Here is a 24,880-nt window from a genome sequence, read left to right as displayed (position 1 = left end):
CAACATGACCCAACCCGCAGACGCCAAGCCTCGTCTCGACAAATGGCTGTGGGCGGCTCGTTTTTTCAAGACCCGCTCTCTCGCCAAGCAAGCCATTGAGGGGGGCAAGGTTCATTATGACGGCGCGCGCACCAAACCCGGCAAAGAGCCAAAGATAGGGGATCAGCTGCGGATCCGGCAGGGGCTGGCTGACCGGGAGGTCGAGATCGTCGCGATATCCCAGCAGCGGCGCGGAGCCCCGGAGGCGCAACTTCTCTATCGGGAGAGCGAGCAAAGCATCAGCAAGCGCGAACAGGACGCCGCTCAACGCAAGGCCCTGAGAGGTAACTCCCCGGCCACGGCAGGACGCCCGACCAAAAAACAGCGCCGCGACATCCGTCACTTTCACGACCAGGGCTAATCACAGGGCTGGTCCGCGCCGCTCAGAGGTGAGCAATTTATACAGTACTGGGACGACGTAAAGTGTCAGTACCGTAGAGGATATTAGCCCACCGATAATAGTCCATCCCAACGGAGCCCAGAGGGTGCTCGACGAGAGCGTCAGGGGCAGCAAGCCACCCACCGTTGTCAGGGTGGTCAGCATAATCGGCACCAGGCGGGTTTTGCCCGATTCAAGCGCCGCATCGCGCACTGAGTATCCTCTGGCACAAAGCTGGTTCGCGTAATCCACCAGAATGATGGAGTTGTTGACCACAATCCCCACCAGGGAACTGAAGCCGATAAACGCCATAAAGGAAAAGGTATTCCCGGTCAGCAACAGCAAAAAAATCACCCCGATGATGGCGAACGGTATCGCGGCAAAAACGATCAGCGGCTGCAAAAAAGAACGGAATTGCAGCACCAGCACGGCAAAAATACCCAGCAGTGCAATCAACAGGGCTTTGGTAATCCCCGCAAACGACTCCTCCCGTTGCTGCTCCTCACCACCGATTCGATACCCGTAACCCGCCGGCCATTCGAGCCCATCGAGCCTTGCGGCGATGTTCGCTGTGACTTCGGCCACCTGATAACCCCGCGCCACGTCGGCGGTAACTAGGGTAGTGCGCTCCAGATTGAGATGGCGGAAACTGGCCTGGCCCGGCACAGGCAGCATACTGGCAACATGGCGCAATGGAACCGTGTCGCCGCTGACGCCGGTCACCGTGACACGGTCAAAATCGTCCAGAGAGGGTTTGTTGCTATCGGCGAGCTTGACCACGATATCGTATTCGTCACCCAGGTCATCGCGCATATTCCCCACAGAGCTGCCCACCAGTGAGGTGCGTACGGTTCGGTCGATCGTCACCAGGGGAATCCCCAGGAGTCCGGCTTTGTCCCGATTAATACCCACCTGTATATCCGTTTTGTAATTACCCGTCGGATTATCGATGTTCACCGCTCCGGGCTCTGCACCAACAGCCGCCTCGACCTCCTGACTGAGTCTCTTCAGGGTTTCGATGCTATCACCAACAATCCAGATCGCCACGGCGGCATCCACCGGCGGTCCCTGCAAAAACTCCTTAACCTCAAACTCGACTCCCGGCACATCGCCCAGCTCTTCACGCAACTGCTCAACCACGACCGCGACGCGAGGCTGCTGGTGCTGATGAAACTGTACGAACAGTTGTGCGTAGTTCGGAGTCTCCCGCTTGGGGCGCAGATTATAGTAAACCCGCGGGTTACCTCGCCCAATATTGGTCGTGACGCTGCTCACCTCCGGCAGATTTACCAACCGCTGCTCGGCGATCAACGCGAGGCGCCGAGTATGATCGTAGCTAGTGCCATCGGGGGGGCGCACATCCACCATAAACTGGGGCTTTTCCGCTTTGGGAAAGAGGCTGACCCCAACCGCCCCAAAAAAGGTGAGGCTGTAGGCGAAGATCCCCAAGGCAATGGCCAGCAGTAGTAACGGAAACCGTAGCGATAGCGCTAGCAACGGCCCATACAGATAACGGGTATTCAAGTCGAGCAGCTTATGAATCGGGTTGAGGGTAAATCCCGACGCTTTACGCTTTCGCAACAGGCGGCTGGAGAGCAGGGGGGTAAAGGTGAGGGCCACCAGCAGCGAGGCGATCAGGGTCAGTATCACGGCAACCGGCAGTGACCGGATAAACTGCCCGGTTGGCCCCTCCAGCATCATCATCGGTACAAACGCCAGCAAGGTTGTCGCGGTGCCGCTGGCTACCGCCCACCCCATCTGGCTGGTGCCATTGATGGCCGCCTGCAGGGGCTTCTGGCCCTCTTCCAATAAGCGGCCAATGTTCTCCGTAATAACGATCGCATTATCCACCAGCAAACCCAGCGCAATCACCAGCCCGGCAATGGTCATCTGCTGCAAACCAAAGTCAGCAACGTCGATCCACCCAATTGCGATCAACATCGATATTGGGATCGCCAGTACAACGACGAGGCTCTGCTTGATGCTCAGTACCAGCAATACCACCACCCCCACCAAACCCAGCCCCTGTAACAGGTTGCCCGTTAGTACGCTGACCATTTTCTGCACACTGTCGGTCTGGTCGAAGACCACCGCCGTGGTCACCCCATCGGGGAGCTGGGATTGAAACCGATCCAGAGTGGACCGCAACCCCTCAACAACATTAAAGATGTTGGTACCATCACGCTGGGCGACCGTAATCAGGACCGCACGCTTTCCATCAACCCGGGCTTCATGGGTAGGATCCGCATCGGCAAAGCGAACCTCGGCGATATCGCCCACAAACACGATATGATCGCCGATCGCCTTAACGGTAGTGCTGCGAATATCCTCGATGCTTTTAAAATCGCCACTGGTGCGCACCGTAAAGCGGCGATTGCCCGCGTCCACATGGCCTCCCGGCACATTCACGGCCGCCGCCTCGACCGCAACCAGCAGATTGTCGAGGGAGATACCCAGGTGCCCCATTTTTTGAAGATCGGCCCTGATCTGCACTTGCTGGTCCGGGATCGCCCAGACATCGGCCAGCTTTACTCCGGGACTCGCTTCCAAACGGGTTTCTAGGTTTTCGGCGATTCGCTTAAGATCGCGGTACGAGGCCGTTTCAGACAGCAGCGCCACCATCATGATGTTGACGTCTGAGGGTGATATACGCAGCGCCTCCAGGCGTAACAGATCATCGGGAAGCTGGTCCCGCACCTGCGCCATCGCCTGCACCACATCGTCGTAGTAGTCTTCGGGATCCTCGAGGTCGTGAAACTCAATATGAGTCACACTAAGACCATCCTCAATAAAGGTTTTAATCTCCTTAACGTCATCAAGGCTGTTGAGTTTTTCCTCAACCGGATCCACCACCAGCTTTTCCATATCCTGGGGCGTGGTGCCCGGGTAGGCGGCGATCACATCGGCCATCGCCAGCGTTACCTGGGGATCTTCCGAGCGAGGCATGGTCAACAGTGACACCACACCCAGTACAACACCCAGCAGCACCACCACCAGGGTGAACTGGTGGTAACTTACTGCTAACTGGGGTATTCGCATCCCTGAGCTCCCCGCTTACTGTGCCAGTTTCACACGCAAACCCTCGCGCATATAGGGTGCCCCCTCGGTCACGACCCGCTTGACCCCCTCCAACCCCGCCCTTACCGCTAACTCGGTATCCACCAGCTCCACCATATCGATCGTGCGACGGCTTACACGCCCACTATTTGGGTCGTAGGCAAACACCAGCCCAAGGCGGCCATTGGCGCCGACCAGAGCTTCAATAGGGATAAAGGTGTACTCGGGGGTGCTGTTGGGCAGAATGTCCACCCGCACCACAAACCCGGAACGGAGTTCACGCTCTTCAGCCGGCAAGCTGATCTCTACCTCGAAGGTGCCGGTTGCCTGATCTGCCGCTGCCGCGATGCGGCTCACGGTCCCTATTAGCAGTTCACCCGGATAGGGGTCCATACGCAGCTCCGCCCGATCACCGAGGCGCACCCGCACCACGTCCCGATCTGCCAGCCCCACCTTGACCACCCAGCCCTCCTCTTCGCCGGCAACCACGAACACCGGCGTGCCCGAATTAACCAACTCATTAACCTCCACTTCGCGCTGCAACACTCGCCCCGTAAAGGGGGCCTTGATCACCGACAGGCGTCGGTTAAAACGGGTGATATTGAGCGACGACTGCGCGACATCCAAAGCAGTTTGGGCATTTTCCAGCTGCTGCAACGGAATCACCTTTTTATTAAACAGATCCTTGAGGCGTTTCAGGTCCCGAGCGGCCTGATCGACGCTGGAGGCGGCAGAATTCACCCGAGCGTTCAACTCCTCCAGATCCAGCGCGGCCAGCACCTGTCCCTCTTCGATATAATCCCCCACGTCAACCGCCACCTCGGTGACCAGACCGCTGGTTTTAAAGGCGAGTCGGGTTTCGGCATGGTACGCCAGCCGGCCACTGGTGCGAATCGGAATCCTGCGCTTTTCCCGCACCACAGGAGCGGTTTCGATGGTGATACTCTTCACGGCCTCGCTGGGCTGTGCCTGCAATCCGGCAGCACCGCAGGCCATCAAAACAACCAGCAGGTGGCGCGATAGGCGAAGAATCAAAGGTAACATGGTAACTGTCTGCATCCTGGCTCATAGCGAACACTTGCCCGCCGGGCTCCTCTGTGTCGAACATCCCCGGCACGCGGGGAAAACGGATTCATGCCTACGGTGCCTAAGGGGCATTGTAAAACGCTATACTGCTCCCATATAGAGGAGCTTGGAATCTTCAACAGTATAGGTAATTCATGAGCAGTCACGACCTTACGCGGCGATTTATCTTCGACGACACCGATATACGCGGTGAGTTGGTGCGCCTGGACGACAGTTACCGGTCCGCGCTGGCCGCTCACGAATACCCCCCGGCGGTGCATCAACTGCTGGGAGAGCTCAGCGCTTGCGCCGTATTGCTGAGCGCCACCCTCAAATTCGAGGGCACACTTACGCTGCAGGCCCGCAGCGACGGCCCGGTAAGTTTGCTGATGGTCGAGATCAATCATCACCGCCAGTTCCGGGCGCTCGCTCAATTCGAGCAACAGCCCGCCGAGCTTCCACTGCAGGAGCTAATGCCCAACGGGCAGCTGGTGATCACCATCGACCCGGAGCAGGGTAAGCGCTATCAGGGTATCGTCCCTTTCGACGGTGATACCATGGCAGAGTGCTTTAGCCACTATTTTGCGCAATCGGAGCAGTTGCCAACGCGACTCTGGCTGCAAGCCGACGGGGAGACCGCGTTTGGCCTCCTGCTGCAGGCACTACCTGGCAGCGAAGAGCGCGATGAGTCCACCGTCACCGATGACTGGAACCGCATCGTGCTGTTGGCAAACACCCTGTCCCGGCAGGAGATGCTGACACTGCCGGTTGATGAGTTACTTCACCGCCTCTACCACGAAGAGTCGCTGCGACTGTTCGAGCCCTGCGAAGTCAGCTTTCACTGCAACTGCTCCCAGGAGCGCACCGCCCGTGCACTCTACGGGCTGGGCGAGCAGGAGGTCCGTAAGCTGCTAGCCGAACAGTCGGTAATCGAAGTCGACTGCCAGTTTTGCAGTGCCCGCTATCTATTCGCCGAGGATCAGGTACAAGCGTTATTCGACTCCCCCCCAGGCCGTCTGTTGCACTGATCTGCAAATAAGTACTCACTCGCCTTATAGCCCTAGTGGTTACGGGCTCTGGCGGCGCTTTTGGGGGCAATCAAATCCCCCTTCGCACTGACCCGTTTTTTTTGGCATAATTGCCTGCCCTAAATTTTGGGTTCGGTCAGTCAAAATCCCCGCAGAGGGAGCGCAACGACCACAATCTTGCAGATACATCGACTCCGGTCGACGAGGAATATTCGATATGACACAGGGTATTGGTGGTAACACCACGCATACTAATCTGACGGCCGCGCAGCTCGTTGAGCGCGCACTTGCACGGGGTGAAGGCAAGCTGGCCGCCAACGGATCACTGGTTGTTGAGACCGGCATTCGCACAGGTCGCTCGCCAAAGGACCGCTTTATCGTGGACGAGCCCAGCACCAGCGAGCAAATTCACTGGGGGCCGATCAACCGCCCTTTTGATGCCGAGAAATTCGATGCCCTGTGGGATCGTGTTACAAACTTCCTCGCCGAGCGAGAATCTTTCGTGCAGGAGTTGCACGTTGGTGCCGACCAGGTGCACTACTTGCCAGTCAAGATGACCACCGCTACGGCCTGGCAAAACCTGTTTGGCCGCAACCTCTTCGTACGCCCGGACACGTTCAATCCCGCCCAAAAAGAGGGCTGGGAGATACTCAACGTCGCCGATTTTGTCTGCGATCCCGAGCGTGATGGCACCAACAGCGACGGCGCCGTCATTATCAACTTCGCCGCTCGCAAGGTGCTGCTAGCGGGAATGCGCTACGCCGGCGAGATGAAAAAGGCGATGTTCTCGGTACAGAACTTCCTCTTGCCCGCCAAGGACGTACTGCCGATGCACTGCTCGGCCAACGTCGGTGAAGATGGCCAGACCTGCCTGTTTTTCGGCCTCTCCGGTACGGGTAAAACCACCCTGTCTGCCGATGAAGACCGCTTCCTGATCGGCGACGATGAGCATGGCTGGGGCAAGGGGGTCGTCTTCAACATCGAAGGAGGCTGCTACGCAAAGTGCATCGACCTGAGTCAGAAAAACGAGCCGGTTATCTGGAATGCGATCCGCTTTGGCGCCATCGTTGAAAACGTGATGATCGACCCCGGCACTCGCGAGCCCGATTACAAGGATGTCTCCCTGACCGAGAACAGCCGCTGCGCCTATCCTCTGGAGCACGTTGACAAGCGCGTGGTCGAAAACCTCGCTGGCGAGCCCAAGGCGATCGTGTTCCTTACCTGCGACATGACCGGGGTACTGCCGCCCGTATCGATTCTTTCCAAGGAAGCCGCTGCCTATCACTTCCTGAGCGGCTACACCGCGCTGGTGGGCTCCACCGAAATGGGCGCAGGCCCCGGGCTCAAGTCCACCTTCTCCACCTGCTTCGGCGCCCCTTTCTTCCCCCGCCCCGCCGGTGTTTATGCCGAACTGCTGATGAAGCGTGTGGTGGAATTTGGGAGTCAGGTCTATCTGGTCAATACCGGCTGGACCGGCGGCGCCTACGGCAAAGGCGGCGAGCGTTTCAGTATTCCCACTACCCGCGCGGTCATTTCGGCGATCCAGAGCGGTGCCCTACTCGATGCCGAAACCGAGACCCTGCCGATCTTCAACTTGCAGGTGCCCAAGCAGGTTGAGGGCGTCGACAGCCAGTTACTGAATCCGAGCGTAACCTGGTCTGATGCGGCAGCCTACGAGGCCACCGCTAAGGATCTGGCCCAGCAGTTTATCGACAACTTCAGCAAATTTGAGGTCTCTAAGGAGATCGTCAGCGCTGGCCCGCAACTCTAGTCCAGCGGCCACAATAAGAAGGGGGCTTCGGCCCCCTTTTTTGATTCTCGCCCCTCTCTTTCAGGAAAACTCGCCCCGACTATGCAAAGCATTCACCAACGCATTGCCGAAGAAATCAACGTCCGTCCACAACAGGTTATTGCTGCAGTCCAACTGCTGGATGAGGGCGCGACCGTGCCCTTTATCTCACGCTACCGTAAGGAGGTCACCGGTGAACTGGACGACGCCCAGCTACGAACCCTGGAGGAGCGGTTGCGTTACCTGCGCGAACTTGAGGAGCGGCGAGCCGCGATTCTCAAGAGTGTGGGAGAGCAGGAGAAACTAACCCCCCAACTGGAAGCCGAGATCAACGCGGCCGATACTAAAAACCGGCTCGAAGACCTCTATCTGCCTTACAAGCCCAAGCGCCGCACAAAAGCCCAGATTGCCCGCGAAGCGGGTCTTGAGCCTTTGGCCGACGCCTTGATGGCAGACCCGACCCTCGACCCCGAGCAAACGGCGACCGCCTACCTCAATAGCGATGCCGGCATTGGGGATACCAAAGCCGCGCTGGACGGGGCCAAGCAGATTCTGATGGAACGCTTTTCCGAGGACGCAGAGCTGCTCGGTAAGTTGCGCCAGTTCCTCAAGCTGGAGGCCACCGTCAGTGCACGACTGACGCCCGGAAAAGAGCAAGCGGGCGCCAAGTTCCAGGACTACTTCGAACACGACGAGCCCCTTAAAAATATCCCTTCACATCGCGCCCTCGCCATCTTCCGCGGCCGCAACGAAGGCGTCCTCAGTATCGCACTCACCATGGGGGCCGAAAGCGACCGTACCGCTACCCACCCCTGCGAGCAGATGGTGGCCGAACATTGGCAAGTGAGCGACCAGGGTCGCGCGGCAGACGGCTGGTTGCGTGAAGTGGTGCGCTGGACATGGCGCGTCAAACTGCTCACTCATCTGGAAACCGACCTGTTAGGGGAGGTACGTGAAGCCGCCGAGGTGGAGGCGATCAAAGTATTTGCCAGTAACCTCAAAGACCTCCTACTCGCCGCCCCGGCCGGACAGCGAGCCACCATCGGACTCGATCCGGGCCTGCGCACCGGGGTCAAGCTAGCCGTCGTGGATGCCACGGGTAAGGTGTTGGATCACGGCGCGATCTTTCCTACCCCCCCACAAAAGAAGATCGTCGAGGCGGAAGCGACATTGGTAGCCCTGTGCAAGAAACACGATGTCTCGCTGATCGCCATCGGCAATGGCACCGCAAGCCGGGAAACCGACAAGTTCGTCGGCGACATGCTCAAGGCCCATCCGCAGCTAAAGGTGCAGAAGGTGATCGTCAACGAGTCCGGCGCCTCTATCTACTCCGCGTCGGAATTTGCATCACAGGAGTTCCCCAACCTCGACGTCACCATTCGTGGAGCCATATCCATTGCTCGCCGCCTGCAAGACCCCCTGGCCGAACTGGTAAAGATCGACCCCAAATCGATCGGTGTGGGCCAGTACCAGCACGATGTGTCCCAAAGCCAGCTGGCACGCTCCCTCGATGCGGTGGTTGAAGATTGCGTAAACGCCGTAGGGGTGGAAGTGAACACCGCATCCGCTCCTCTGCTGGCACGGGTATCAGGCCTTAACCAGACCCTTGCCAATAACATCGTCGATTTCCGCGACCAAAATGGCTCTTTCCGTAACCGGGCCGCGCTGAAAGAGGTTCCCCGTTTCGGCGCCAAAACCTTCGAGCTCGCCGCCGGTTTTTTGCGCATTGCCAATGGAGATAATCCTCTCGACACCTCCGCGGTGCACCCGGAGACCTACCCGCTGGTAGAGCGCATTGCGCGGCAGCACAACCGAGAGGTACGCGGTTTAATCGGCGATAGCCCTTTCCTTCGAAGCCTCAAAGCGAAGGAATTTGCCGACGAACGCTTTGGCGTACCAACGGTTACCGACATTATCGATGAGCTGGACAAGCCCGGCCGCGATCCGCGCCCCGAGTTTAAAACGGCACAACTGCTCGATGGCGTGGAGAAAGTTACCGATCTGCGTGAAGCGATGCTACTTGAGGGTACCGTCACCAACGTCACCAACTTCGGCGCCTTTGTCGACATTGGGGTTCACCAGGATGGCCTGGTGCATATCTCCGCGCTCTCCCACCAATTCGTCAAGGATCCACGCGAGGTGGTCAAAGCAGGGGATATCGTTAAGGTGAAGGTGATGGAGGTCGATGTGCCTCGGCAGCGAATTGCTCTTTCCATGCGGCTCGATGATGAAGTCGGCGCCCGCAGCGAGCGTAAAACCGGCGGCGAGCGAGGGCGCAACACCCAACGCCAGGGTCGCCAACCCACAGCGGGCAAACAGGCAACCGATAGCAATGGCACCTTCGCTCAGCTGTTCGCCAATGCCAAGAGCCTTAAAAAGCGTTAAAGGGGCTGTGCACCTAAGCGCCCGGGTCGTATGATGGGCGCATCAACCAACAGGAGTGGTTCCCGTGAGCGCAACAATGCGGCAGCAACTGGACAGCGGCGAGATCAAGGGCAGTCCCTACAGCCAGCACCTCGGTATTCGCTACTGCACCGTTGGCGAGGGAACCGCCCACCTTCAGCTGAGTACAGCGCCTTTTACCCGCAACTTTAACGGCGTTACCCACGGTGGCGCGCTGTTTTCGTTGGTAGATGCCGCCATGGGGGTCGCACTGTTTTCCCGTACCCCCGATGGGTACTCCACCGCGACCCTCGAGAGCAAGATCAACTACACCCGCCCCGTACACGAGGGCACCGTTGATTGCTTCAGCGAGGTGCTGCACCTTGGCTCCCGTACCGCCGTGCTCGAGGCCCGCATCGAGCAGGATGGACAACTGGTCGCCAAGGCCAGCGCCACCTTCGCCCTGATCACCCAGCAAGATCTCGACCGTACCCGCGCGGGTTAGCTCCCGCTCGACTAATCGCCCATACTATCCAGAAATACCTCCACGAGGATGACCGCCTTGCCCCAGCTATCGCAACAGATTTTGCACCTATTCAGCCAGCCGGATGCGCGCGAGCAATTGACCCATATTCTTCACGGGATCGAGAAGGAGAGCCTGCGTGCTACCTCGTCGGCACAGCTGGCGCAGACCCCTCATCCCCGGGCGCTGGGTTCTACCCTGACCCACCCCAGCATTACCACCGACTACTCCGAAGCACTGCTCGAGTTCATTACTCCCGTTTACGAGCAGGCCGAGGACGCACTGAGCCACTTGCGCCAGCTGCACTGCTACACCTACCGCCATATGGGTGATGAAATGCTGTGGGTCAATAGCATGCCCTGCGTGCTGGAGGGGGAAGCCCATATCCCCATCGCCTACTACGGCGATTCCAATGTTGGACGCATGAAGGCGATCTATCGCGAAGGGCTCGCCAATCGTTATAACAAGGCGATGCAAACCATTGCCGGTATCCACTACAATTTTTCACTTCCCGCAGGCTTCTGGAAACTACTGCAGCAACAGAACGGCGAAACGGGATCGCTACAGGAGTTCCAGTCACGGGGCTACTTCCGCCTTATTCGGAATTTTCGTCGCTATAGCTGGCTTCTCATTTATCTGTTCGGTGCCTCGCCGGCGTTCAGCAAGAGTTTTCTTGAAGGGGATTCCAACGATCTCGAAACCCTTGACGAAGACACGCTCTACCTGCCCTGGGCCACCTCACTGCGCATGAGCGACCTCGGCTACCAAAGTGACGCCCAGTCGAGTCTTAAGGTATGTTTCAACGGTCTGGAATCCTATACCGCAACATTGCGCGAGGCCATCACCACCCCCTATGCGCCCTACCAAAAGATCGGCCTTAAAGATGCGCAGGGAAACTACCTGCAACTCAACACCAATCTACTGCAGATCGAAAATGAGTACTACAGCAGTATTCGCCCCAAGCGGGTGATCAAATCGGGCGAGAAGCCGGTCTGCGCCCTCACGGCCCGAGGCGTCGAGTACATCGAGGTTCGCTGCCTCGACCTCAACCCCTTTACACCCCTGGGGCTCGATGCCGAGCAGTGTCACTTCCTCGACTCGTTTCTGCTTTTTTGTGCTCTCGCCGACAGCCCTGTCATCGAAGATGCCGAGTGTATCGAGCTCGACCGCAACTACACACGGGTGGTCAATGAGGGCCGCCGACCCGGTCTGGAACTAATCCGCCAGGGGGAAACGATCGAGCTCAAAGCCTGGGCCAACAGGCTCATGGAACAGGTTGCCGGGGCAGCCTCCCTACTTGATCGCGCCAACGAGACCCAGCGTTATAGCAACAGCCTCATTGCGCAGAACGCCAAGATCGACAACCCTGACCTGACACCCTCGGCACAGGTACTGGCGCAGTTGAAGGGGAACTCGCAAAGCTTTATCGACTTTGGAATCGAGTCGGCGCTAAAGCACCATTCCGCGTTTAGCGCGTGTCAACTGAGCGACGACGAGACCGCAGAGCTGGCCCTGCTGGCGCAACAATCACTACAGGAGCAACTCCAAATAGAGCAGCAGGACAGCGTCGAGTTCGACACCTATCTCGAGCACTACTTTGCCCAGAACTGATCCCTCCCCCACATGAACTACCTGGCGCATCTGGCGCTGGCGGGGGCGCTTGAGGATCACCGCATTGGCAGCTTCCTGGGGGACTTCGTGAAGGGCCCCCTACGCGGCAAATACGCTCCCGCCATCGAAGCCGGCATTCGCCAGCATCGCGCGATTGATGCCCATACCGATCGCGATACCGAGATCACCCAATGCCGGCTACTGCTGGGGAAGGAGCACCGCCGCTACAGCGGTATTGCGGTCGATATCCTCTTCGACCACCTGCTCGCCCGGCACTGGGACCGACTCTATAACGAGGCGTTTGAGACGTTCTGTGAGCGCTGTTATGAGGAGCTGCAGAGTCATCAGCACCTCATGCCGGAAAACGCCCAGCGCTTTGTCACACGGATGCGCGCCCATAGAATTTTGCATAGCTACTACCATCGGGGAACCGTACAGCTCGCATTGGAACGCACAGCGCCCCGAGTGCGGCAGGGTAAACGGCTGCTGGCGCTGCTGCCCGCAATAGATGCCCGCTACAATGAACTGGATGAGGCCTTTGTCAGCATCTATCCCAAGTTGCAACGGTTCGCGGCACAGCAGTTAACCACTGCGACCTAAGGAACCTGCCAGCAGATCAGCGCTGCACCACGAAGCTGGTAAACAGAAGATCCTCGACCAGTGGTTTACCGGTCTCCTGCGTCAACAGCTGCTGCAACATCTGCAGCGCACTCTGGCGCAACTGCTCACGGCCGGCGGCTCCCTCAACATCGGCGAAGGTCTGCGCGCTAAATAGCAACACCAGCCCATCACGCACCAGCGGCATATGGTGGTCGATCTGTTTGACGGTGTCATCTCCGCGGGCGCGTAACGAGATATCCGCCTTCAGATAGGAACGAGCCCCCATACTCGCAACAAATGAGGGCTTGAGAGTGATGTACTGCGCCGGCTCCTTTTGAACCTCTTCTTCTGCGGCCCAAACCGTTGTTCCCAGCCACAGCGGTAGCAGTAATAGTAAAATGGATGATATATACCGCATCGATAACTCCGTAGAACAATCAGTGAAAACTTAGCGAACGAGTTCCGTTTTCGTTCACTCTCTATACTAAGCCCCTTTGAATTATACATATATAGCTATTAGTATGGTTCGCTAACTACTTATATGCTCACCTCAATTGGCCAAGGCAGGCCCAAACCCGGAGTTACCTTTATATGAGCTTTCCTCGTTCTCGTATCCTGTATTTGCTAGCAACGCTCGGTTGCGCAAGCCTGATCGGAACAGCTCTGGTGATGGAACATATCATGGGTCTGGAGCCCTGCCCACTGTGCATCATGCAGCGCATCGTGGTGATCGGACTCGGTGTGCTATTTCTGCTTGCTACCCTGCATAACCCGGGTGCGACCGGATACCGACGCTACTCCCTCCTTTGCCTGATCACCTCCATCGGTGGCATGGCACTGGCTATTCGCCAGCTGTGGCTACAGAGCCTGCCTCCAGAAGAGGTTCCTGCCTGCGCGCCCCCCCTTGATTATATGCTTGAAAGTTTTCCGCTTATCGAAGTACTGGAGTTTATGCTCAGCGGTACTGGCGACTGCGCCGAGGTACAGTGGGTCTTCCTGGGCCTGAGCATCCCCGGTTGGACGCTTGTTGCATTCAGCATCTTCGCGATCTTCTCCCTCTACGAGCTGCTTCGATTCCGACCCCGAGAACGCCTTTTCTCCTGACAGACGCCGGAATAAGTGAAGTCAAGCGGCCGCGTCAAACGATTAGACCTTTTAGCACTTGCCCCTCTCTCCCGGCTCGCATACCCTAACAGATCACGGGTTGGAACCCCGCGACTTTTATCTCTCACTATCCAGGGGAAGAACCATGCTGGAACGTTGCAAATCGGCCAAGGAGCGCTGGGGTGGAGTATCCGAGATCATTGACCGTTGGCTGAACGAGCGCCAACAGCTGATCGTACTCTACTGTGACATTAATGGTATTCACGGTTTTCGGGAGAGCGAGTCCACCCCGACGCCGGTGAGAATTCAACGCTTCTGCCAGATCCTGCTGGATTACACCTCCGCAGGACACTTCGAAGTCTACGAGCAGCTTGCAGCGGAAGCCCGCGAATTTAATGACGACGCGGGCATCGAGCTTCTCGAGCGCATCTACCCACGGATCGAACAGATCACCGCAATCTGTGTCGCCTTCAATGATCGCTACGATACCGCCGAGCATTGCGAACAGTTAGCCTCAGACCTTGCTGGCGAACTATCCCGTATCGGAGAGGTGCTCGAAGAGCGCTTCAGTCTGGAAGATCAGTTAATTGAAACACTTCACGACGCCCATCGAGAATTGGTGGCATCCTAACCAGGAATCGCCACCGAGTCCGTTGCGTACTGCCACGGGCGACATCATCAGCCATAGGGATCGTTGATGCCTGCCAGTCCCAACAGATATACCCCGCGCCTGACCATCACCGCTGCTGTAGCGGCCCTCCTGTTAGCCGGCGGCTGCGGCTTTAGCGCGGAAGAAAGCAATACCGAACTGGCGTTGCAAGGCTTCTACACGGCGGCGCTATCTACCGACGGTAAGCAGGGTGTCGTCGGCTCCATCGTCCACGGGGGCAGCCTGTGGGACCTGACACAGGGCGAACGGCTGTTTAACTGGAACCATAAAGCGGGCGGTGCCAGTGAGATCGTCGCCAGCGCTATCTCCGGGGACGGGTCAGTTGCGGCTACGGCAGACGGGCAAAGAACCATCGTGCTGTGGTCGATCAGCGAGGGAAAGTCTCTCGGCTTCTGGAGTGCTCCGGGAGAGATCCGCGATCTGGCGCTCACCGAACGGGGAGGGCTGGCGTTGCTTGGATTAAGCGATAACCGGGTAGTGCTGTTCAACATCCGCGAAGGTGGGGTATTAACGACACTGCTGCACGAAGATATCGTTAATAGCGTCGACATCACCCCCGATAGCAACCTCGCGATCAGCGGCTCCGACGATTACCACGCAAAGCTATGGGACACAAACAGCGGCCGCCTGCTTCAGGACTGGGACCTCGGCAACAAGCTGGTCACCGTCGCCCTGTCATCCAACGGGCGCTACGCGCTGACGGCCGCTCAAAGCGGGCGAGCGGTGATCTGGGATAGCGCCAGCGGCGAGGTGGTCCACGAACTGAACAAGTACTACGACCTGATGACGAGGGGTAGCACATACTCTGCCGCGCGTTTTATCGAGAGCGATAACCAACTATTGCTTGGCACCACCAGCGGGGAGGTGTTTCTGTTCGACATCGATAGCGGCACGATCAGTCATAAATGGCAGCTCTCCAAGCGCGGCTGGTGGGAACCGACCGGGGTTTCGGTGATGGCGCTGGCAATGGACCCCGGCACAAACAAAGTTCGCGCTCTGGGATCGAACGGACTAAGTTACCAGCTGGCTCTTTAACGTCGCAATCCGAAGGGGCGTGACCAAGCACCAGTAGCCTCCGCCCCTTACTCTGTTGCATCGCCGCCTCCCCAACCCACAGGGGGGATCACTATCGGCCTGCACATAAAAAAAGAGGCCCGGGGCCTCTTTTTTTATTATCCGGTCGGGTTACTCGAAATCGACCAGTTCAACCTTGAACACCAGCACCTCGTTAGGGCCGATCTTGCCAGGAATACCGCCAGGTCCATAGGCGAGCTGGGGTGGGATATACACCTCCCATACGGAGCCTTTGGGCATCAGCTGCAGCGCTTCGGTCCAACCGGGAATCACCTGTGTCACTCCGAACTGGGTCGTCTCGCCACGCTCGTAGGAGCTGTCAAAAACCGTCCCGTCGAGCAGACGACCTTCATAGTGCACCGTTACTCGGCTATCTGCGCCAGGCTTATCGCCGTCAGCCGGGGTCAGCACTTTGTACTGTAGGCCTGATTCGGTGGTCATAACGTCTTTATTGGCACCGTTGGCGGCGAGAAAGTCGCTACCCGCTTCCAGGTTCTTCTGCGCCATATCCTGCTGCAACTCCATAGCACGCTCCTGAGCCTGCTGCTGGGCCTGCTGAATTGCGGTCACCATCTGCTCACGAGTAAGTGACATGTCACCCCCTGCAATGGCGTCTTCAATACCCTGGGCAAGTGCTTTGACATCCAGAGTTTCGAAATCGGCTTTCAGGCGCTCACCCATGATGGCACCGAGGCTGTAACTAAGCTTTTGTTCATCGCTGGTAAGTTCAGCGGCCATCGCAACACCGGAAAAGCCGGTGGTCAAGGCAACTGCAGCAACTAGGCTTCTGAGTTTCATTAATTTATATCCGTTTGTTAATGCGGGAGAAAACTGCTAGGAAGGGGGCATAATTGACCAAATGCAGGGTGAACGCAAATTTTTGTCTGTGAAAATTGCACTGGCTCTCCCTCTACCCTGTTGCGCTGGAATACCCCATACTAAAGGGCAGGGTGCAGGAGAGCGCCCCCGGGGGATATGGACGGACTATGGTTATCTACAAGCATCAACCGCCTTTGCGCTTGTTAATCGCCAATGCCAAGGGCGGTAGTGGAAAAACGACAATCGCAACCAATCTGGCGGCCTATTTTGCCCAGCAGGGTGATTCGATCGTTCTCTACGATCACGATCCCCAAGGGTCCAGCCAGTTATGGCTCAAACAGCGCCCCGACGACTCACCTGCGATTCGTGGTATCGATGCCTGCCGTCCCCACAGCGTTTCCCAAACCCGCAGCTGGCAACTGCGGGTGCCGGACGATTGCCGCAAGGTGATCATCGACTCCCCTGCGGCGATCAAGGACGCCGACCTTCGCCCCTTGATACGCCAGGCCGACGTTATTCTGGTGCCCGTACTGCCGTCATCGATCGACATTCGCGCCGCCGCCGATTTTATCAAAACCCTGATGTTGACCCCGGAGCACCTGCAACGCCCCGGGCGAATCTGCGTCGTAGCCAACCGGGTGCGGCGCAACACCCTCAGCCAGGAGAAGCTTAAGGCCTTTCTCAATTGCCTGTCGATTCCCTACCTCACGACACTGCGCGACACCCAAAACTATGTGGCCGCCTCGGAGCTGGGTCTGGGTGTACATGAACTGCGCGGTCGCAGAACCCAACGCGACCGACAGGAGTGGCAGCCGCTCATCGATTGGGTAGAGCAACTGGAGCAAGCCCGGCAACAAGCGGGCTAGGGTTTTGTAGCTCCCCGCCTGACTGGATATTGAGCCCCCAGATCGTATAATGCGCAGCCATATCCGTGATGCTCGACATGGCAGCATTACCGGTCGCGTCAATCGGGTAAGGCAGGAGCGCTTCCTTATCCCCCCTAGAACCTTTGAGAACGCTGGCGATGATTCGATTGCAACAGGCTGAACTGCTCCGTGGAGGAAAACCTCTGCTGGAGGCGGCGTCACTTACGATTCATCACGGCCAACATGTGGGCCTGGTGGGGGCGAACGGATGCGGTAAGTCTTCGCTATTCGCTCTACTACGGGGTGAACTGCATCTTGATAGCGGCGAAGTACGGGTACCCGCCGCGGCCGATATCGCCCACATGGCACAGGAGATTGTTGCACTCGAGCGCAGCGCCATCGACTACGTAATCGATGGCGACCAGCAGCTCAGGGCCATTGAGCAGCAGCTAGCGGACGCGGAGAAACATCATCACAACGACCGCATCGCCCCTTTGCACGAGGAGCTCGAGGCGATTGATGGTTACAACGCTGTCACCCGTGCAAGCAAATTACTTAGCGGCCTCGGGTTCTCCAACGATTCATTGAGCCGCAGTGTTCGGGAATTTTCCGGTGGCTGGCGTATGCGCCTCAATCTGGCGCGAACCCTGATGTGTCGGTCACGTCTGCTACTACTGGACGAGCCCACCAACCACCTCGATCTCGACGCCATACTGTGGCTGGAGCAATGGTTAAAGCAGTACCCCGGGACGCTGCTCGTGATCTCCCACGACCGCGATTTCCTCGATACGGTAACCGACCATATCGCCCATATCGAACGTCACAACATCTTTTTCTACCGCGGTAACTACAGCGCCTTCGAGATGATGCGCGCCGAACAACTTGCGCAGCAACAGGCAAATTTCGAGAAGCAACAACAGCAGCGCGCCCATATTGAAAGCTATATACGCCGCTTTCGTGCCCAGGCGACCAAGGCTCGCCAGGCCCAGAGTCGGATCAAGGCACTGGCAAGAATGGAAGAGATCGCCCCGGCCCACGTAGACTCACCCTTTAGTTTTGGCTTTCCTCCAGCCGACAAAATCTCCTCCACCCTGATCACCCTCGACCGCGCTTCACTGGGATACGACCAAAAGCCCATACTGGGGAACGTCAACCTCAGTATTCACCCCGGCAGCGCTATTGGCTTGCTAGGACCCAACGGGGCCGGCAAATCAACATTGATCAAGACCCTGGCGGGCCAGCTAGCCGTGATTGCTGGCGAGCGTAGCTGCGGTGAACACCTGCGCATCGGGTATTTCGCCCAGCACCAGATCGATAGTCTCGACGACGACGCCAGCGCCCTGCTCCACCTGCAGCGAATTTCACCCGCAGCCACAGAGCAAAAGCTGCGCGATTTTCTGGGGGGCTTCAACTTTCGCGGCGACCAGGCAAGCGACACTATCCGGCACTTCTCAGGGGGCGAAAAAGCACGTCTCGCGCTGGCGATTATCGCCTGGCAAAAGCCCAACCTGTTGCTGCTTGATGAGCCGACCAACCACCTTGACCTGGAGATGAGACACGCCCTTACCCTCGCACTGCAGGAGCACGAAGGCGCAATGGTACTGGTCTCCCACGACCGCCACCTGATTCGTAACACCACCGACGAGTTGTGGCTGGTAAGCGACGGTTGCACACAGCCCTACGAAGAGGACCTTGACCAGTATGCCGAATGGCTGGCTCGGCAACGGTGCGAGGAGAGCGTCACCCCCAGCGCTACACAGGGGGAGCAGCCGGTGGACCGAAAGGAGCTAAAGCGGCGTCAGGCGGAGCAGCGCAAACAACTGAGCCCACTGCGGAACCAACTGCAAAAGCTCGAACAACAACTCGATAGTCTGCACCAACAGGCGGATAGCCTCGAACAGCGGCTGAGCGACAGCTCGCTCTACGAAGAGGGCCAGCGAGAGGAACTCAAGCAGGTACTCGCCTTGCAGGCCCAAAATCGCAGCGACAGCGAAACCTGCGAAGAGCAGTGGATGGAGCTACAGGAAAAAATTGAAAGTCTACAGGAGCAGTTCTGCTAATGAATAGCCGATAGCAACTGCTCCGTTACACAGGCGTAACTTTGGGGCTCTGGCCTTCGCGCACTCATCACACGCATCCCCCAGATCCCCGCCAGTAACAGGGTAGCCCGGTCAGCCGCACTGCGGCCAGGGCTCAACTGGCCGGCATCCATCGCGCGCTGAATCTGCTCACGCAACAACACCTCAACCCGATCCAGGTAGATCCGTATCTGCTGGTGAACCTCTGGATTGGAGGAGGCAAATTCAAGCAGACTGTTAACCAAAAGGCATCCCCGCCCCTCGTCATCAATACTGCAATCGTGTCCGAGCCTCTGCAGGAACCCCTCGATACCCGACAAAGCATCCGCCGCCTCGGTGAACCGATGCTCTATACGCTGCAGGCTCTGGGCGGCGTACCGCTCCAGGGTTAACAAAAACAGGGTTTGCTTGTTTGTAAACGCAGCATATAGGCTGCCAGGTTTGAGGTTGGTGGCCGCCACCAGATCAGCGACCGAGGTTGCCTCGAAGCCACTTTTCCAAAAACAGGCCATCGCCTGATCCAGCACCCTGTCACGGTCAAACTCTATCGGGCGCGCCATAAGCCGCTCCATTCACTCGCAGATGTTACAGCTATTGTATAGCAAGATAATTGAACATTCGATCCACAAACGTTAGAGTGTAATGGAGCGATCACTCAATAAACTATTTGTCCCCATTATGGAGCAACACTGATGACCACCTTAACCGAGCAGATTGCCGCCTACGAAGTACAAAAGAAGCAGAAGGTTCCCGCTGAGCTTTTACAGGTGATGGACGACGCAACTCGTGATCTGGTTGCAACCGGCATCGAAGCTCAGGCCTTGGCGATCGGGGATTCCCTGCCAGATGTGACCCTCCCCAACGCGAAAGGGGAGCAGGTCCGGCTCTATGACCTGTTAAAAAACGGCCCCATCGTCCTCAACTTCTACCGCGGCGGCTGGTGCCCCTACTGCAATCTGGAGCTGGCTGCACTGCAGGCAGCACTTCCCGCACTCAAGGCTAAGGGTGCCCAGTTAGTAGCGATTTCTCCGCAAACTCCCGACAGTTCGCTATCAACTGCGGAAAAAAATGCCCTCGAATTTGAAGTTCTCAGCGATGCGGGCAATCGCGTTGCCGACCAGTTCGGATTGGTCTTTGAACTGCCCGACAGCATCCGTGGAATCTACGATAAATTTGGTATCGATGTGGTCGGGCATAACGGCGAAAACAGCTTCAAGCTGCCGGTTCCCGCCAGCTATGTCATCAACACTGAAGGCCAGATCGTTTATGCCTTTATCAACGCCGATTACACCAAAAGAGTCGAACCCGCAGACCTGGCAGGCGCCCTCTAGGAAACCTGCTGCGCCATCAGGGTAGCCAGTTCATTACGGCTGGTTACCCCTAGCTTTTGGTAGATCCGGTAGAGATGGTTGGACACCGTTGAGGGTGACAGTCCCAGTTGCCGGGCAGTTTCCTTGAAGGTTTGTCCACGACAGATCGCGTCGACCACCTGCCGCTCGCGCAACGTCAAGCTATCCAATGGCCCCCGAGGCCACACATCGATACAGAAAAGATCACCAATCTGCTCCTGCTGCATGCAGTATCCCTGGCTCTCCAACTCGGCCGCTCCCCGCTCAATCTCAAACGGCAAGCGGCTCACCGCCTCTCCCGGAAAACACTGTTCCATGCAATCGATAAAATCCTGTTGCACCTCGTGATAGATACCGTGCTGGTCGCAGAGAGCGGTGACGCTACCCGGGTTAGCCGGCTGGTGCCGATCCAGGTGCAACAGGCAGTTATGGGAGGCCGCATTTAGCAGGTGGTACAGCATACGCTGCTGCACCCGCTTATCCTGTTGTGTAAACGCCTCCTCTCGGCGAAAGCGATAGAGCGTCAGCAGGGTAATCAAGCCGCTACGGGGGTCCAGGTGGAGAGAGCTGAGGATGCGCTCTATACCCCGGGGCTGAAAGCAGACGCGATAAATCTCCGAGCGGTAAAACGCCGCATCGTCGATCACTTCCGCCATATCGATCGGCTCACCGGGACGGTCGAGCAGCGCATCCGTTAGCGGGTTGATCTCTCGCAAACGAATCAGGTCCTCAGCCAACTGCCGGGGCACACCCTGTAACGTATGGGTATGAAAGCGCATGGTACTGATATGGCCGCTGCTCCACACAGCCCCATCGAAGGCCACCACCTCCTGCAACTGTTGTAACGCCCAACCTCGATAGCGATCCAGCTCCACGCTGGAGGTGGCACGGTAGAGACGTCCGATCAGGGCATCAAGCTCGGGATCATTCACACAGCATCCTTCATTAGGCTATTTTTACTATCGCGACAGCACTTAGTCTGTCACAGAATGGATGCAAACAATAACAGGCTACCCGAATGAGCAAACTGAGCTGTCATACCCTCGTCATCGGCGGAGGCATCGCGGGCATCGTTACCGCGCTGGAGCTATTGGAGCGCAACCAGGCAGTCGTTATGGTTGACCGGGATACCCCTGAACGGCTGGGCGGACTGGCTCGCTGGGCGTTCGGCGGTATGGCGCTGGTCAACACGCCAGAGCAACGAAGAATGAAGATCACCGATTCCCCCGAACTGGCACTGAGGGACTGGCACAGCTTCGCTAATTTCGGTGACGCAGACCACTGGCCCAAGGTCTGGGCACAGCATTACACCGATCAGTGCCTGGAGCGTGTCTATGAGTGGCTACGGGGACGGGGGCTTAAATTTTTCCCGGCGGTTAACTGGGTCGAGCGAGGCCTTTACACTCCCGGGAACTCGGTACCTCGCTACCATGTCCTCTGGGGTACCGGGTGGCATCTGGTAGAAACCCTGATCACCCAACTCAAACAGCACCCCAATGCCGACAAACTTCGTATTCTTCATCGCCATCGTGTTACGGAGCTGCACTGCGACAGCCACAGCCGTGGCTGTGAGGGTGTCAATGAGGCCGATGGCTGTGCGTTTCAGGTTGAGGCCGAGCAGGTCGTGGTCGCCACCGGCGGCATAAATGGTAGTGTCGAGCGAGTCAAACAGAACTGGTACCGTCCCTGGGGCGAGCCACCCGCACAGATACTCAATGGCGCTCACCCTTACGCAGACGGCACTATTCATGATCGGGTCAGCACCCTTGGGGGGCAGTTAACCCATCTCGACAAGATGTGGAACTATGCCGCCGGCATTCCTCACCCCCAACCCCATTTCCCCGGCCATGGGTTGAGCCTGATCCCCTGCAAGTCAGCGCTATGGCTCGATCATCGCGGCGACCGGATCGGCCCCGAACCGTTGGTGACCGGATTCGATACCAATTACCTGTGCCAGCGCGTTAGCCAGCAGGAGAAGCCCTGGACATGGCAACTGCTCAACTGGCGCATTGCCGCCAGGGAGTTTGCCATCTCCGGTAGTGAACACAACGTCCAGATCCGCGACCGCAAGCTGCTGCCATTCCTCAAAGAGACTGTGCTTGGCAATCACCGCCTGATTCGACAGATGCAAGCCGAAAGCGATCACTTTTTGGTGGCAGACGAACTCGGGGAGCTGGTGGAACAGATGAACGGCCTGACCGATCAGCCTTACGTCGATGCTGGCAAGCTGGAGTCCCTGGTTAGCCTCTATGATGCGGGCATAGAACGGGGTAGCGCACTCTTTAACGACGACCAGCTGCGCCGTATAGAACAGGCTCGCAAATGGCGCTCGGACCGTGTACGTACCTGCAAACCCAAGCCGCTTCGCGACCCGTCTGCAGGCCCCTTGATCGCCATTAAACTTAACCTCATCAGCCGCAAGAGCCTCGGCGGCATACAGACGGACCTGCAAAGCCGGGTGCTCGATAACAGGGGAGGTGCTATCCCCGGGCTGTTCGCTGTCGGGGAAGCCGCCGGGTTTGGAGGGGGAGGAGCCAGTGGCTTCCGCTCGCTGGAGGGCACCTTCCTCTCAGGCTGTATTCTGACCGCACGCAATGCGGCGCAGGAGATAACACTCAACCCCTAAGGCCGTTGCCATACCCGGGCGGTCATAACACCCAACAACAGTAACCACTAACGGATAACAATAATGAAAAAAACTGGCGCCTGGCTGGCACGTTACGCCCTCGAACAGATCGGGGTTACCCACACCTTCGGTATTCCCGGAGTACACAACACCGAGCTATACGATGAGCTCAACAAATCGGAGCAGGTCACCCCGGTTCTGGTCACTCACGAAGGCGGTGGCGCATTCATGGCCGACGCCATCAGTCGCTCCTCTGACCATATCGGCACCTTGTTGATTGTGCCCGCGGCGGGAGTAACCCACGCCGCCAGCGGTATCGGAGAAGCCTTCCTCGACGGCATACCCATGCTGGTGATCGCAGGGGGCATTCGCAGTGACTCCGACTACCGCTACCAGCTCCACGATATGGACCAGCACGCCCTGCTCGCACCGATCACCAAAGGAACCTGGAAGGTTGCCACCCACGCAGAGGTGATCCCCACCCTGTACGCGGCGCATCAGCTGGCCACCAGCGGCGAGCCGGGGCCCGTCTTTGTTGAAATCCCGGTCAATATTCAGTTGGATCTGGGGGAGGTCGATGAGTTACCGACCTACCAACCTGCCGCTTTCAGCCGCTCCGTCATCGACGATGCAGAGCTGGAGCGGGCCGCCAAACTGCTTTATGAGGCCAGCAATCCCGGCTTGTTCCTCGGTTGGGGTGCACTGGGTGCGAGTGAGCACAGTATTGCCATCGCCGAGCGCCTTAACGCTCCGGTGGCGACGACCTTACAAGGCCTCAGCGCCTTCCCGGCCAACCACCCCCTGCATACCGGCATGAGCTTCGGGCCGCACTCGGTGCCCGCATCGCAGCAAGCATTTGCCGATTGCGATTGCTTACTGGCCGTAGGGACCCGTTTCGGTGAGATCGCCACCGGCAGTTACGGTATGCCCGTCCCCGAGCAGTTGGTTCATATTGATATCAACCCGGAAGCGCTCAACAACAATTTCCCCGCGACGGTAGCTCTGGAGGGAGACGCAAATGAGATACTGAGCCGATTGCGACAACAGATCGAGGCCCTGGCGGAGAAGCCAACAGACAACAGCGTGCGCAATGCCATTGCCAGCAACAAACGTGCGTTCCTCGATGAGTGGTTCGCCCACGACAGTGGCGACCGGGTGAATCCGGCCCGTTTTTTCAGTGGCCTACGCCAGCAGCTTGACGACGACGCCTGGGTGGTCGCCGATGACGGCAACCATACTTTCCTCACCGCCGAGCTCATGCCCATTCATAAGGTGGGCCATTTTATATCCCCCACCGACTTCAACTGCATGGGCTATGCGGTACCCGCCACTACTGCCACCAAACTGGTTAACCCCTCGCAACAGGTCGTTGGTATTATCGGCGACGGTGCCTTTATGATGACCTGCATGGAGTTAGTGACCGCAAACTCACTGGGCACAGCAGCGCTCTATGTGGTATTCAGCGATGGTGAGCTTTCGCAGATCGCCCAGGCCCAGCAGATACCTTATAACCGCAAGACCTGCACCGTACTCACCGGACTCAATCTCGCCGGAGTGGCGATGGCAACAGGGGTCGAGTATGTCGCCCTAAACAATAACGATGAGATCGACGAGCGCCTGCAACAGGCGTTGGCTCTTTGTGATCAGGGGCGTCCGGTGATTCTCGACGTGCGAATCGATTACAGCAAATCTACCTGCTTCACGAGCGGCGCCGTCAGTACCAACCTCAAAAGGATGCCCCTGAACACCAAGGTACGCATGGTCAGCCGCGCATTGTGGCGCAAGATCACCGGATAGATCCCTAAACCACCCCCGCGCGGG

At 57.9% G+C, this 24,880-nt stretch carries 21 protein-coding genes; 15 read left to right on the top strand and 6 right to left on the bottom strand.

What is annotated here, in order from left to right; all coding sequences use genetic code 11:
- Positions 1-4 precede the first annotated feature (4 nt).
- Positions 5-400, top strand: a complete 396-nt coding sequence (locus ACP3PW_RS05490; RefSeq protein WP_426415668.1) for an RNA-binding S4 domain-containing protein — start codon at positions 5-7, stop codon at positions 398-400.
- On the opposite strand, the gene ACP3PW_RS05485 is transcribed toward ACP3PW_RS05490, so the two are convergent.
- Both ACP3PW_RS05485 and ACP3PW_RS05480 read right to left on the bottom strand, forming a co-directional pair.
- Complete coding sequence (locus ACP3PW_RS05485; RefSeq protein ID WP_426415667.1) at positions 401-3,457, bottom strand: efflux RND transporter permease subunit; 3,057 nt, start codon at positions 3,455-3,457, stop codon at positions 401-403. It lies immediately after the preceding gene.
- Positions 3,458-3,472: 15 nt separating this feature from the next.
- The gene (locus ACP3PW_RS05480) at positions 3,473-4,534 is read right to left on the bottom strand and encodes an efflux RND transporter periplasmic adaptor subunit (RefSeq protein WP_426415666.1); all 1,062 of its coding nucleotides are present in this window, start codon (positions 4,532-4,534) and stop codon (positions 3,473-3,475) included.
- Between the two features lie 161 nt (positions 4,535-4,695).
- On the opposite strand from ACP3PW_RS05480, the gene hslO reads away from it, so the two are divergent.
- From hslO to ACP3PW_RS05450, 6 genes are all read left to right on the top strand, one after another.
- Positions 4,696-5,568 carry an Hsp33 family molecular chaperone HslO gene (gene hslO / locus ACP3PW_RS05475; protein ID WP_426415665.1) on the top strand — a complete coding sequence of 291 codons (873 nt, stop codon included), beginning with the start codon at positions 4,696-4,698 and terminating at the stop codon, positions 5,566-5,568.
- Between the two features lie 217 nt (positions 5,569-5,785).
- Positions 5,786-7,339 (top strand): phosphoenolpyruvate carboxykinase, encoded by a 1,554-nt coding sequence (locus tag ACP3PW_RS05470; protein ID WP_426415664.1) that lies wholly within the window; start codon positions 5,786-5,788, stop codon positions 7,337-7,339.
- An 81-nt stretch (positions 7,340-7,420) separates the two neighbouring features.
- Positions 7,421-9,742, top strand: a complete 2,322-nt coding sequence (locus ACP3PW_RS05465; RefSeq protein ID WP_426415663.1) for a Tex family protein — start codon at positions 7,421-7,423, stop codon at positions 9,740-9,742.
- 64 nt (positions 9,743-9,806) lie between these two features.
- Positions 9,807-10,244, top strand: coding sequence for a PaaI family thioesterase (locus tag ACP3PW_RS05460; RefSeq protein ID WP_426415662.1), 438 nt, complete (start codon positions 9,807-9,809; stop codon positions 10,242-10,244).
- Between the two features lie 48 nt (positions 10,245-10,292).
- A complete protein-coding gene (gene gshA / locus ACP3PW_RS05455) occupies positions 10,293-11,873 on the top strand; it encodes a glutamate--cysteine ligase (protein WP_426415661.1) in 1,581 nt (526 codons plus the stop codon).
- 12 nt (positions 11,874-11,885) lie between these two features.
- Complete coding sequence (locus ACP3PW_RS05450; protein ID WP_426415660.1) at positions 11,886-12,473, top strand: ACP phosphodiesterase; 588 nt, start codon at positions 11,886-11,888, stop codon at positions 12,471-12,473.
- A 16-nt stretch (positions 12,474-12,489) separates the two neighbouring features.
- On the opposite strand, the gene ACP3PW_RS05445 is transcribed toward ACP3PW_RS05450, so the two are convergent.
- Positions 12,490-12,891, bottom strand: coding sequence for a flagellar basal body-associated FliL family protein (locus ACP3PW_RS05445; RefSeq protein WP_426415659.1), 402 nt, complete (start codon positions 12,889-12,891; stop codon positions 12,490-12,492).
- A gap of 173 nt (positions 12,892-13,064) precedes the next feature.
- Between ACP3PW_RS05445 and ACP3PW_RS05440 the strand changes: the two genes are divergently transcribed.
- From ACP3PW_RS05440 to ACP3PW_RS05430, 3 genes are all read left to right on the top strand, one after another.
- Positions 13,065-13,577 (top strand): disulfide bond formation protein B, encoded by a 513-nt coding sequence (locus ACP3PW_RS05440; RefSeq protein ID WP_426415658.1) that lies wholly within the window; start codon positions 13,065-13,067, stop codon positions 13,575-13,577.
- Between the two features lie 145 nt (positions 13,578-13,722).
- A complete protein-coding gene (gene rsd, locus ACP3PW_RS05435; protein WP_426415657.1) occupies positions 13,723-14,208 on the top strand; it encodes a sigma D regulator in 486 nt (161 codons plus the stop codon).
- 66 nt (positions 14,209-14,274) lie between these two features.
- Complete coding sequence (locus tag ACP3PW_RS05430; protein ID WP_426415656.1) at positions 14,275-15,282, top strand: WD40 repeat domain-containing protein; 1,008 nt, start codon at positions 14,275-14,277, stop codon at positions 15,280-15,282.
- A gap of 150 nt (positions 15,283-15,432) precedes the next feature.
- On the opposite strand, the gene ACP3PW_RS05425 is transcribed toward ACP3PW_RS05430, so the two are convergent.
- Positions 15,433-16,119, bottom strand: coding sequence for an FKBP-type peptidyl-prolyl cis-trans isomerase (locus tag ACP3PW_RS05425; RefSeq protein ID WP_426415655.1), 687 nt, complete (start codon positions 16,117-16,119; stop codon positions 15,433-15,435).
- A gap of 188 nt (positions 16,120-16,307) precedes the next feature.
- Here ACP3PW_RS05425 and ACP3PW_RS05420 point away from each other — a divergent pair, with 188 nt between their 5' ends.
- Complete coding sequence (locus ACP3PW_RS05420) at positions 16,308-17,006, top strand: AAA family ATPase (RefSeq protein ID WP_426415654.1); 699 nt, start codon at positions 16,308-16,310, stop codon at positions 17,004-17,006.
- A 158-nt stretch (positions 17,007-17,164) separates the two neighbouring features.
- Positions 17,165-19,066, top strand: a complete 1,902-nt coding sequence (locus ACP3PW_RS05415; RefSeq protein ID WP_426415653.1) for an ATP-binding cassette domain-containing protein — start codon at positions 17,165-17,167, stop codon at positions 19,064-19,066.
- On the opposite strand, the gene ACP3PW_RS05410 is transcribed toward ACP3PW_RS05415, so the two are convergent.
- A complete protein-coding gene (locus ACP3PW_RS05410) occupies positions 19,063-19,644 on the bottom strand; it encodes a TetR/AcrR family transcriptional regulator (RefSeq protein ID WP_426415652.1) in 582 nt (193 codons plus the stop codon). The two genes, ACP3PW_RS05415 and ACP3PW_RS05410, sit on opposite strands and share 4 nt — an antisense overlap.
- A gap of 132 nt (positions 19,645-19,776) precedes the next feature.
- On the opposite strand from ACP3PW_RS05410, the gene ACP3PW_RS05405 reads away from it, so the two are divergent.
- A complete protein-coding gene (locus ACP3PW_RS05405) occupies positions 19,777-20,415 on the top strand; it encodes a peroxiredoxin-like family protein (protein WP_426415651.1) in 639 nt (212 codons plus the stop codon).
- Here ACP3PW_RS05405 and ACP3PW_RS05400 read toward each other — a convergent pair.
- Complete coding sequence (locus tag ACP3PW_RS05400) at positions 20,412-21,365, bottom strand: helix-turn-helix domain-containing protein (RefSeq protein ID WP_426415650.1); 954 nt, start codon at positions 21,363-21,365, stop codon at positions 20,412-20,414. The two genes, ACP3PW_RS05405 and ACP3PW_RS05400, sit on opposite strands and share 4 nt — an antisense overlap.
- An 86-nt stretch (positions 21,366-21,451) precedes the next feature.
- Between ACP3PW_RS05400 and ACP3PW_RS05395 the strand changes: the two genes are divergently transcribed.
- Both ACP3PW_RS05395 and ACP3PW_RS05390 read left to right on the top strand, forming a co-directional pair.
- Positions 21,452-23,059: an FAD-binding dehydrogenase gene (locus tag ACP3PW_RS05395; RefSeq protein ID WP_426415649.1), complete on the top strand. Its 1,608-nt coding sequence runs from the start codon at positions 21,452-21,454 to the stop codon at positions 23,057-23,059.
- A gap of 63 nt (positions 23,060-23,122) precedes the next feature.
- Positions 23,123-24,856, top strand: coding sequence for a thiamine pyrophosphate-binding protein (locus ACP3PW_RS05390; RefSeq protein ID WP_426415648.1), 1,734 nt, complete (start codon positions 23,123-23,125; stop codon positions 24,854-24,856).
- Positions 24,857-24,880: the final 24 nt, after the last annotated feature.

This window comes from Aestuariirhabdus sp. LZHN29 (assembly GCF_049985285.1).
Taxonomy (GTDB): Bacteria; Pseudomonadota; Gammaproteobacteria; order Pseudomonadales; family Aestuariirhabdaceae; genus Aestuariirhabdus.
The sequence above is the reverse complement of the archived record's forward strand: the minus strand, read 5'-3'. Positions and strand labels throughout refer to the sequence as shown.

Coding starts and splice junctions, on each gene's coding strand:
- ACP3PW_RS05405 (WP_426415651.1), top strand. CDS start 19,777: ATGACCACCTTAACCGAGCAGATTGCCGCCTACGAAGTACAAAAGAAG.
- ACP3PW_RS05425 (WP_426415655.1), bottom strand. CDS start 16,119: ATGAAACTCAGAAGCCTAGTTGCTGCAGTTGCCTTGACCACCGGCTTT.
- ACP3PW_RS05420 (WP_426415654.1), top strand. CDS start 16,308: ATGGTTATCTACAAGCATCAACCGCCTTTGCGCTTGTTAATCGCCAAT.
- ACP3PW_RS05470 (WP_426415664.1), top strand. CDS start 5,786: ATGACACAGGGTATTGGTGGTAACACCACGCATACTAATCTGACGGCC.
- ACP3PW_RS05445 (WP_426415659.1), bottom strand. CDS start 12,891: ATGCGGTATATATCATCCATTTTACTATTACTGCTACCGCTGTGGCTG.
- ACP3PW_RS05490 (WP_426415668.1), top strand. CDS start 5: ATGACCCAACCCGCAGACGCCAAGCCTCGTCTCGACAAATGGCTGTGG.
- ACP3PW_RS05465 (WP_426415663.1), top strand. CDS start 7,421: ATGCAAAGCATTCACCAACGCATTGCCGAAGAAATCAACGTCCGTCCA.
- ACP3PW_RS05430 (WP_426415656.1), top strand. CDS start 14,275: ATGCCTGCCAGTCCCAACAGATATACCCCGCGCCTGACCATCACCGCT.
- rsd (WP_426415657.1), top strand. CDS start 13,723: ATGCTGGAACGTTGCAAATCGGCCAAGGAGCGCTGGGGTGGAGTATCC.
- ACP3PW_RS05390 (WP_426415648.1), top strand. CDS start 23,123: ATGAAAAAAACTGGCGCCTGGCTGGCACGTTACGCCCTCGAACAGATC.
- ACP3PW_RS05480 (WP_426415666.1), bottom strand. CDS start 4,534: ATGCAGACAGTTACCATGTTACCTTTGATTCTTCGCCTATCGCGCCAC.
- ACP3PW_RS05395 (WP_426415649.1), top strand. CDS start 21,452: ATGAGCAAACTGAGCTGTCATACCCTCGTCATCGGCGGAGGCATCGCG.
- ACP3PW_RS05415 (WP_426415653.1), top strand. CDS start 17,165: ATGATTCGATTGCAACAGGCTGAACTGCTCCGTGGAGGAAAACCTCTG.
- ACP3PW_RS05485 (WP_426415667.1), bottom strand. CDS start 3,457: ATGCGAATACCCCAGTTAGCAGTAAGTTACCACCAGTTCACCCTGGTG.
- hslO (WP_426415665.1), top strand. CDS start 4,696: ATGAGCAGTCACGACCTTACGCGGCGATTTATCTTCGACGACACCGAT.
- ACP3PW_RS05440 (WP_426415658.1), top strand. CDS start 13,065: ATGAGCTTTCCTCGTTCTCGTATCCTGTATTTGCTAGCAACGCTCGGT.
- ACP3PW_RS05450 (WP_426415660.1), top strand. CDS start 11,886: ATGAACTACCTGGCGCATCTGGCGCTGGCGGGGGCGCTTGAGGATCAC.
- ACP3PW_RS05410 (WP_426415652.1), bottom strand. CDS start 19,644: ATGGCGCGCCCGATAGAGTTTGACCGTGACAGGGTGCTGGATCAGGCG.
- gshA (WP_426415661.1), top strand. CDS start 10,293: ATGACCGCCTTGCCCCAGCTATCGCAACAGATTTTGCACCTATTCAGC.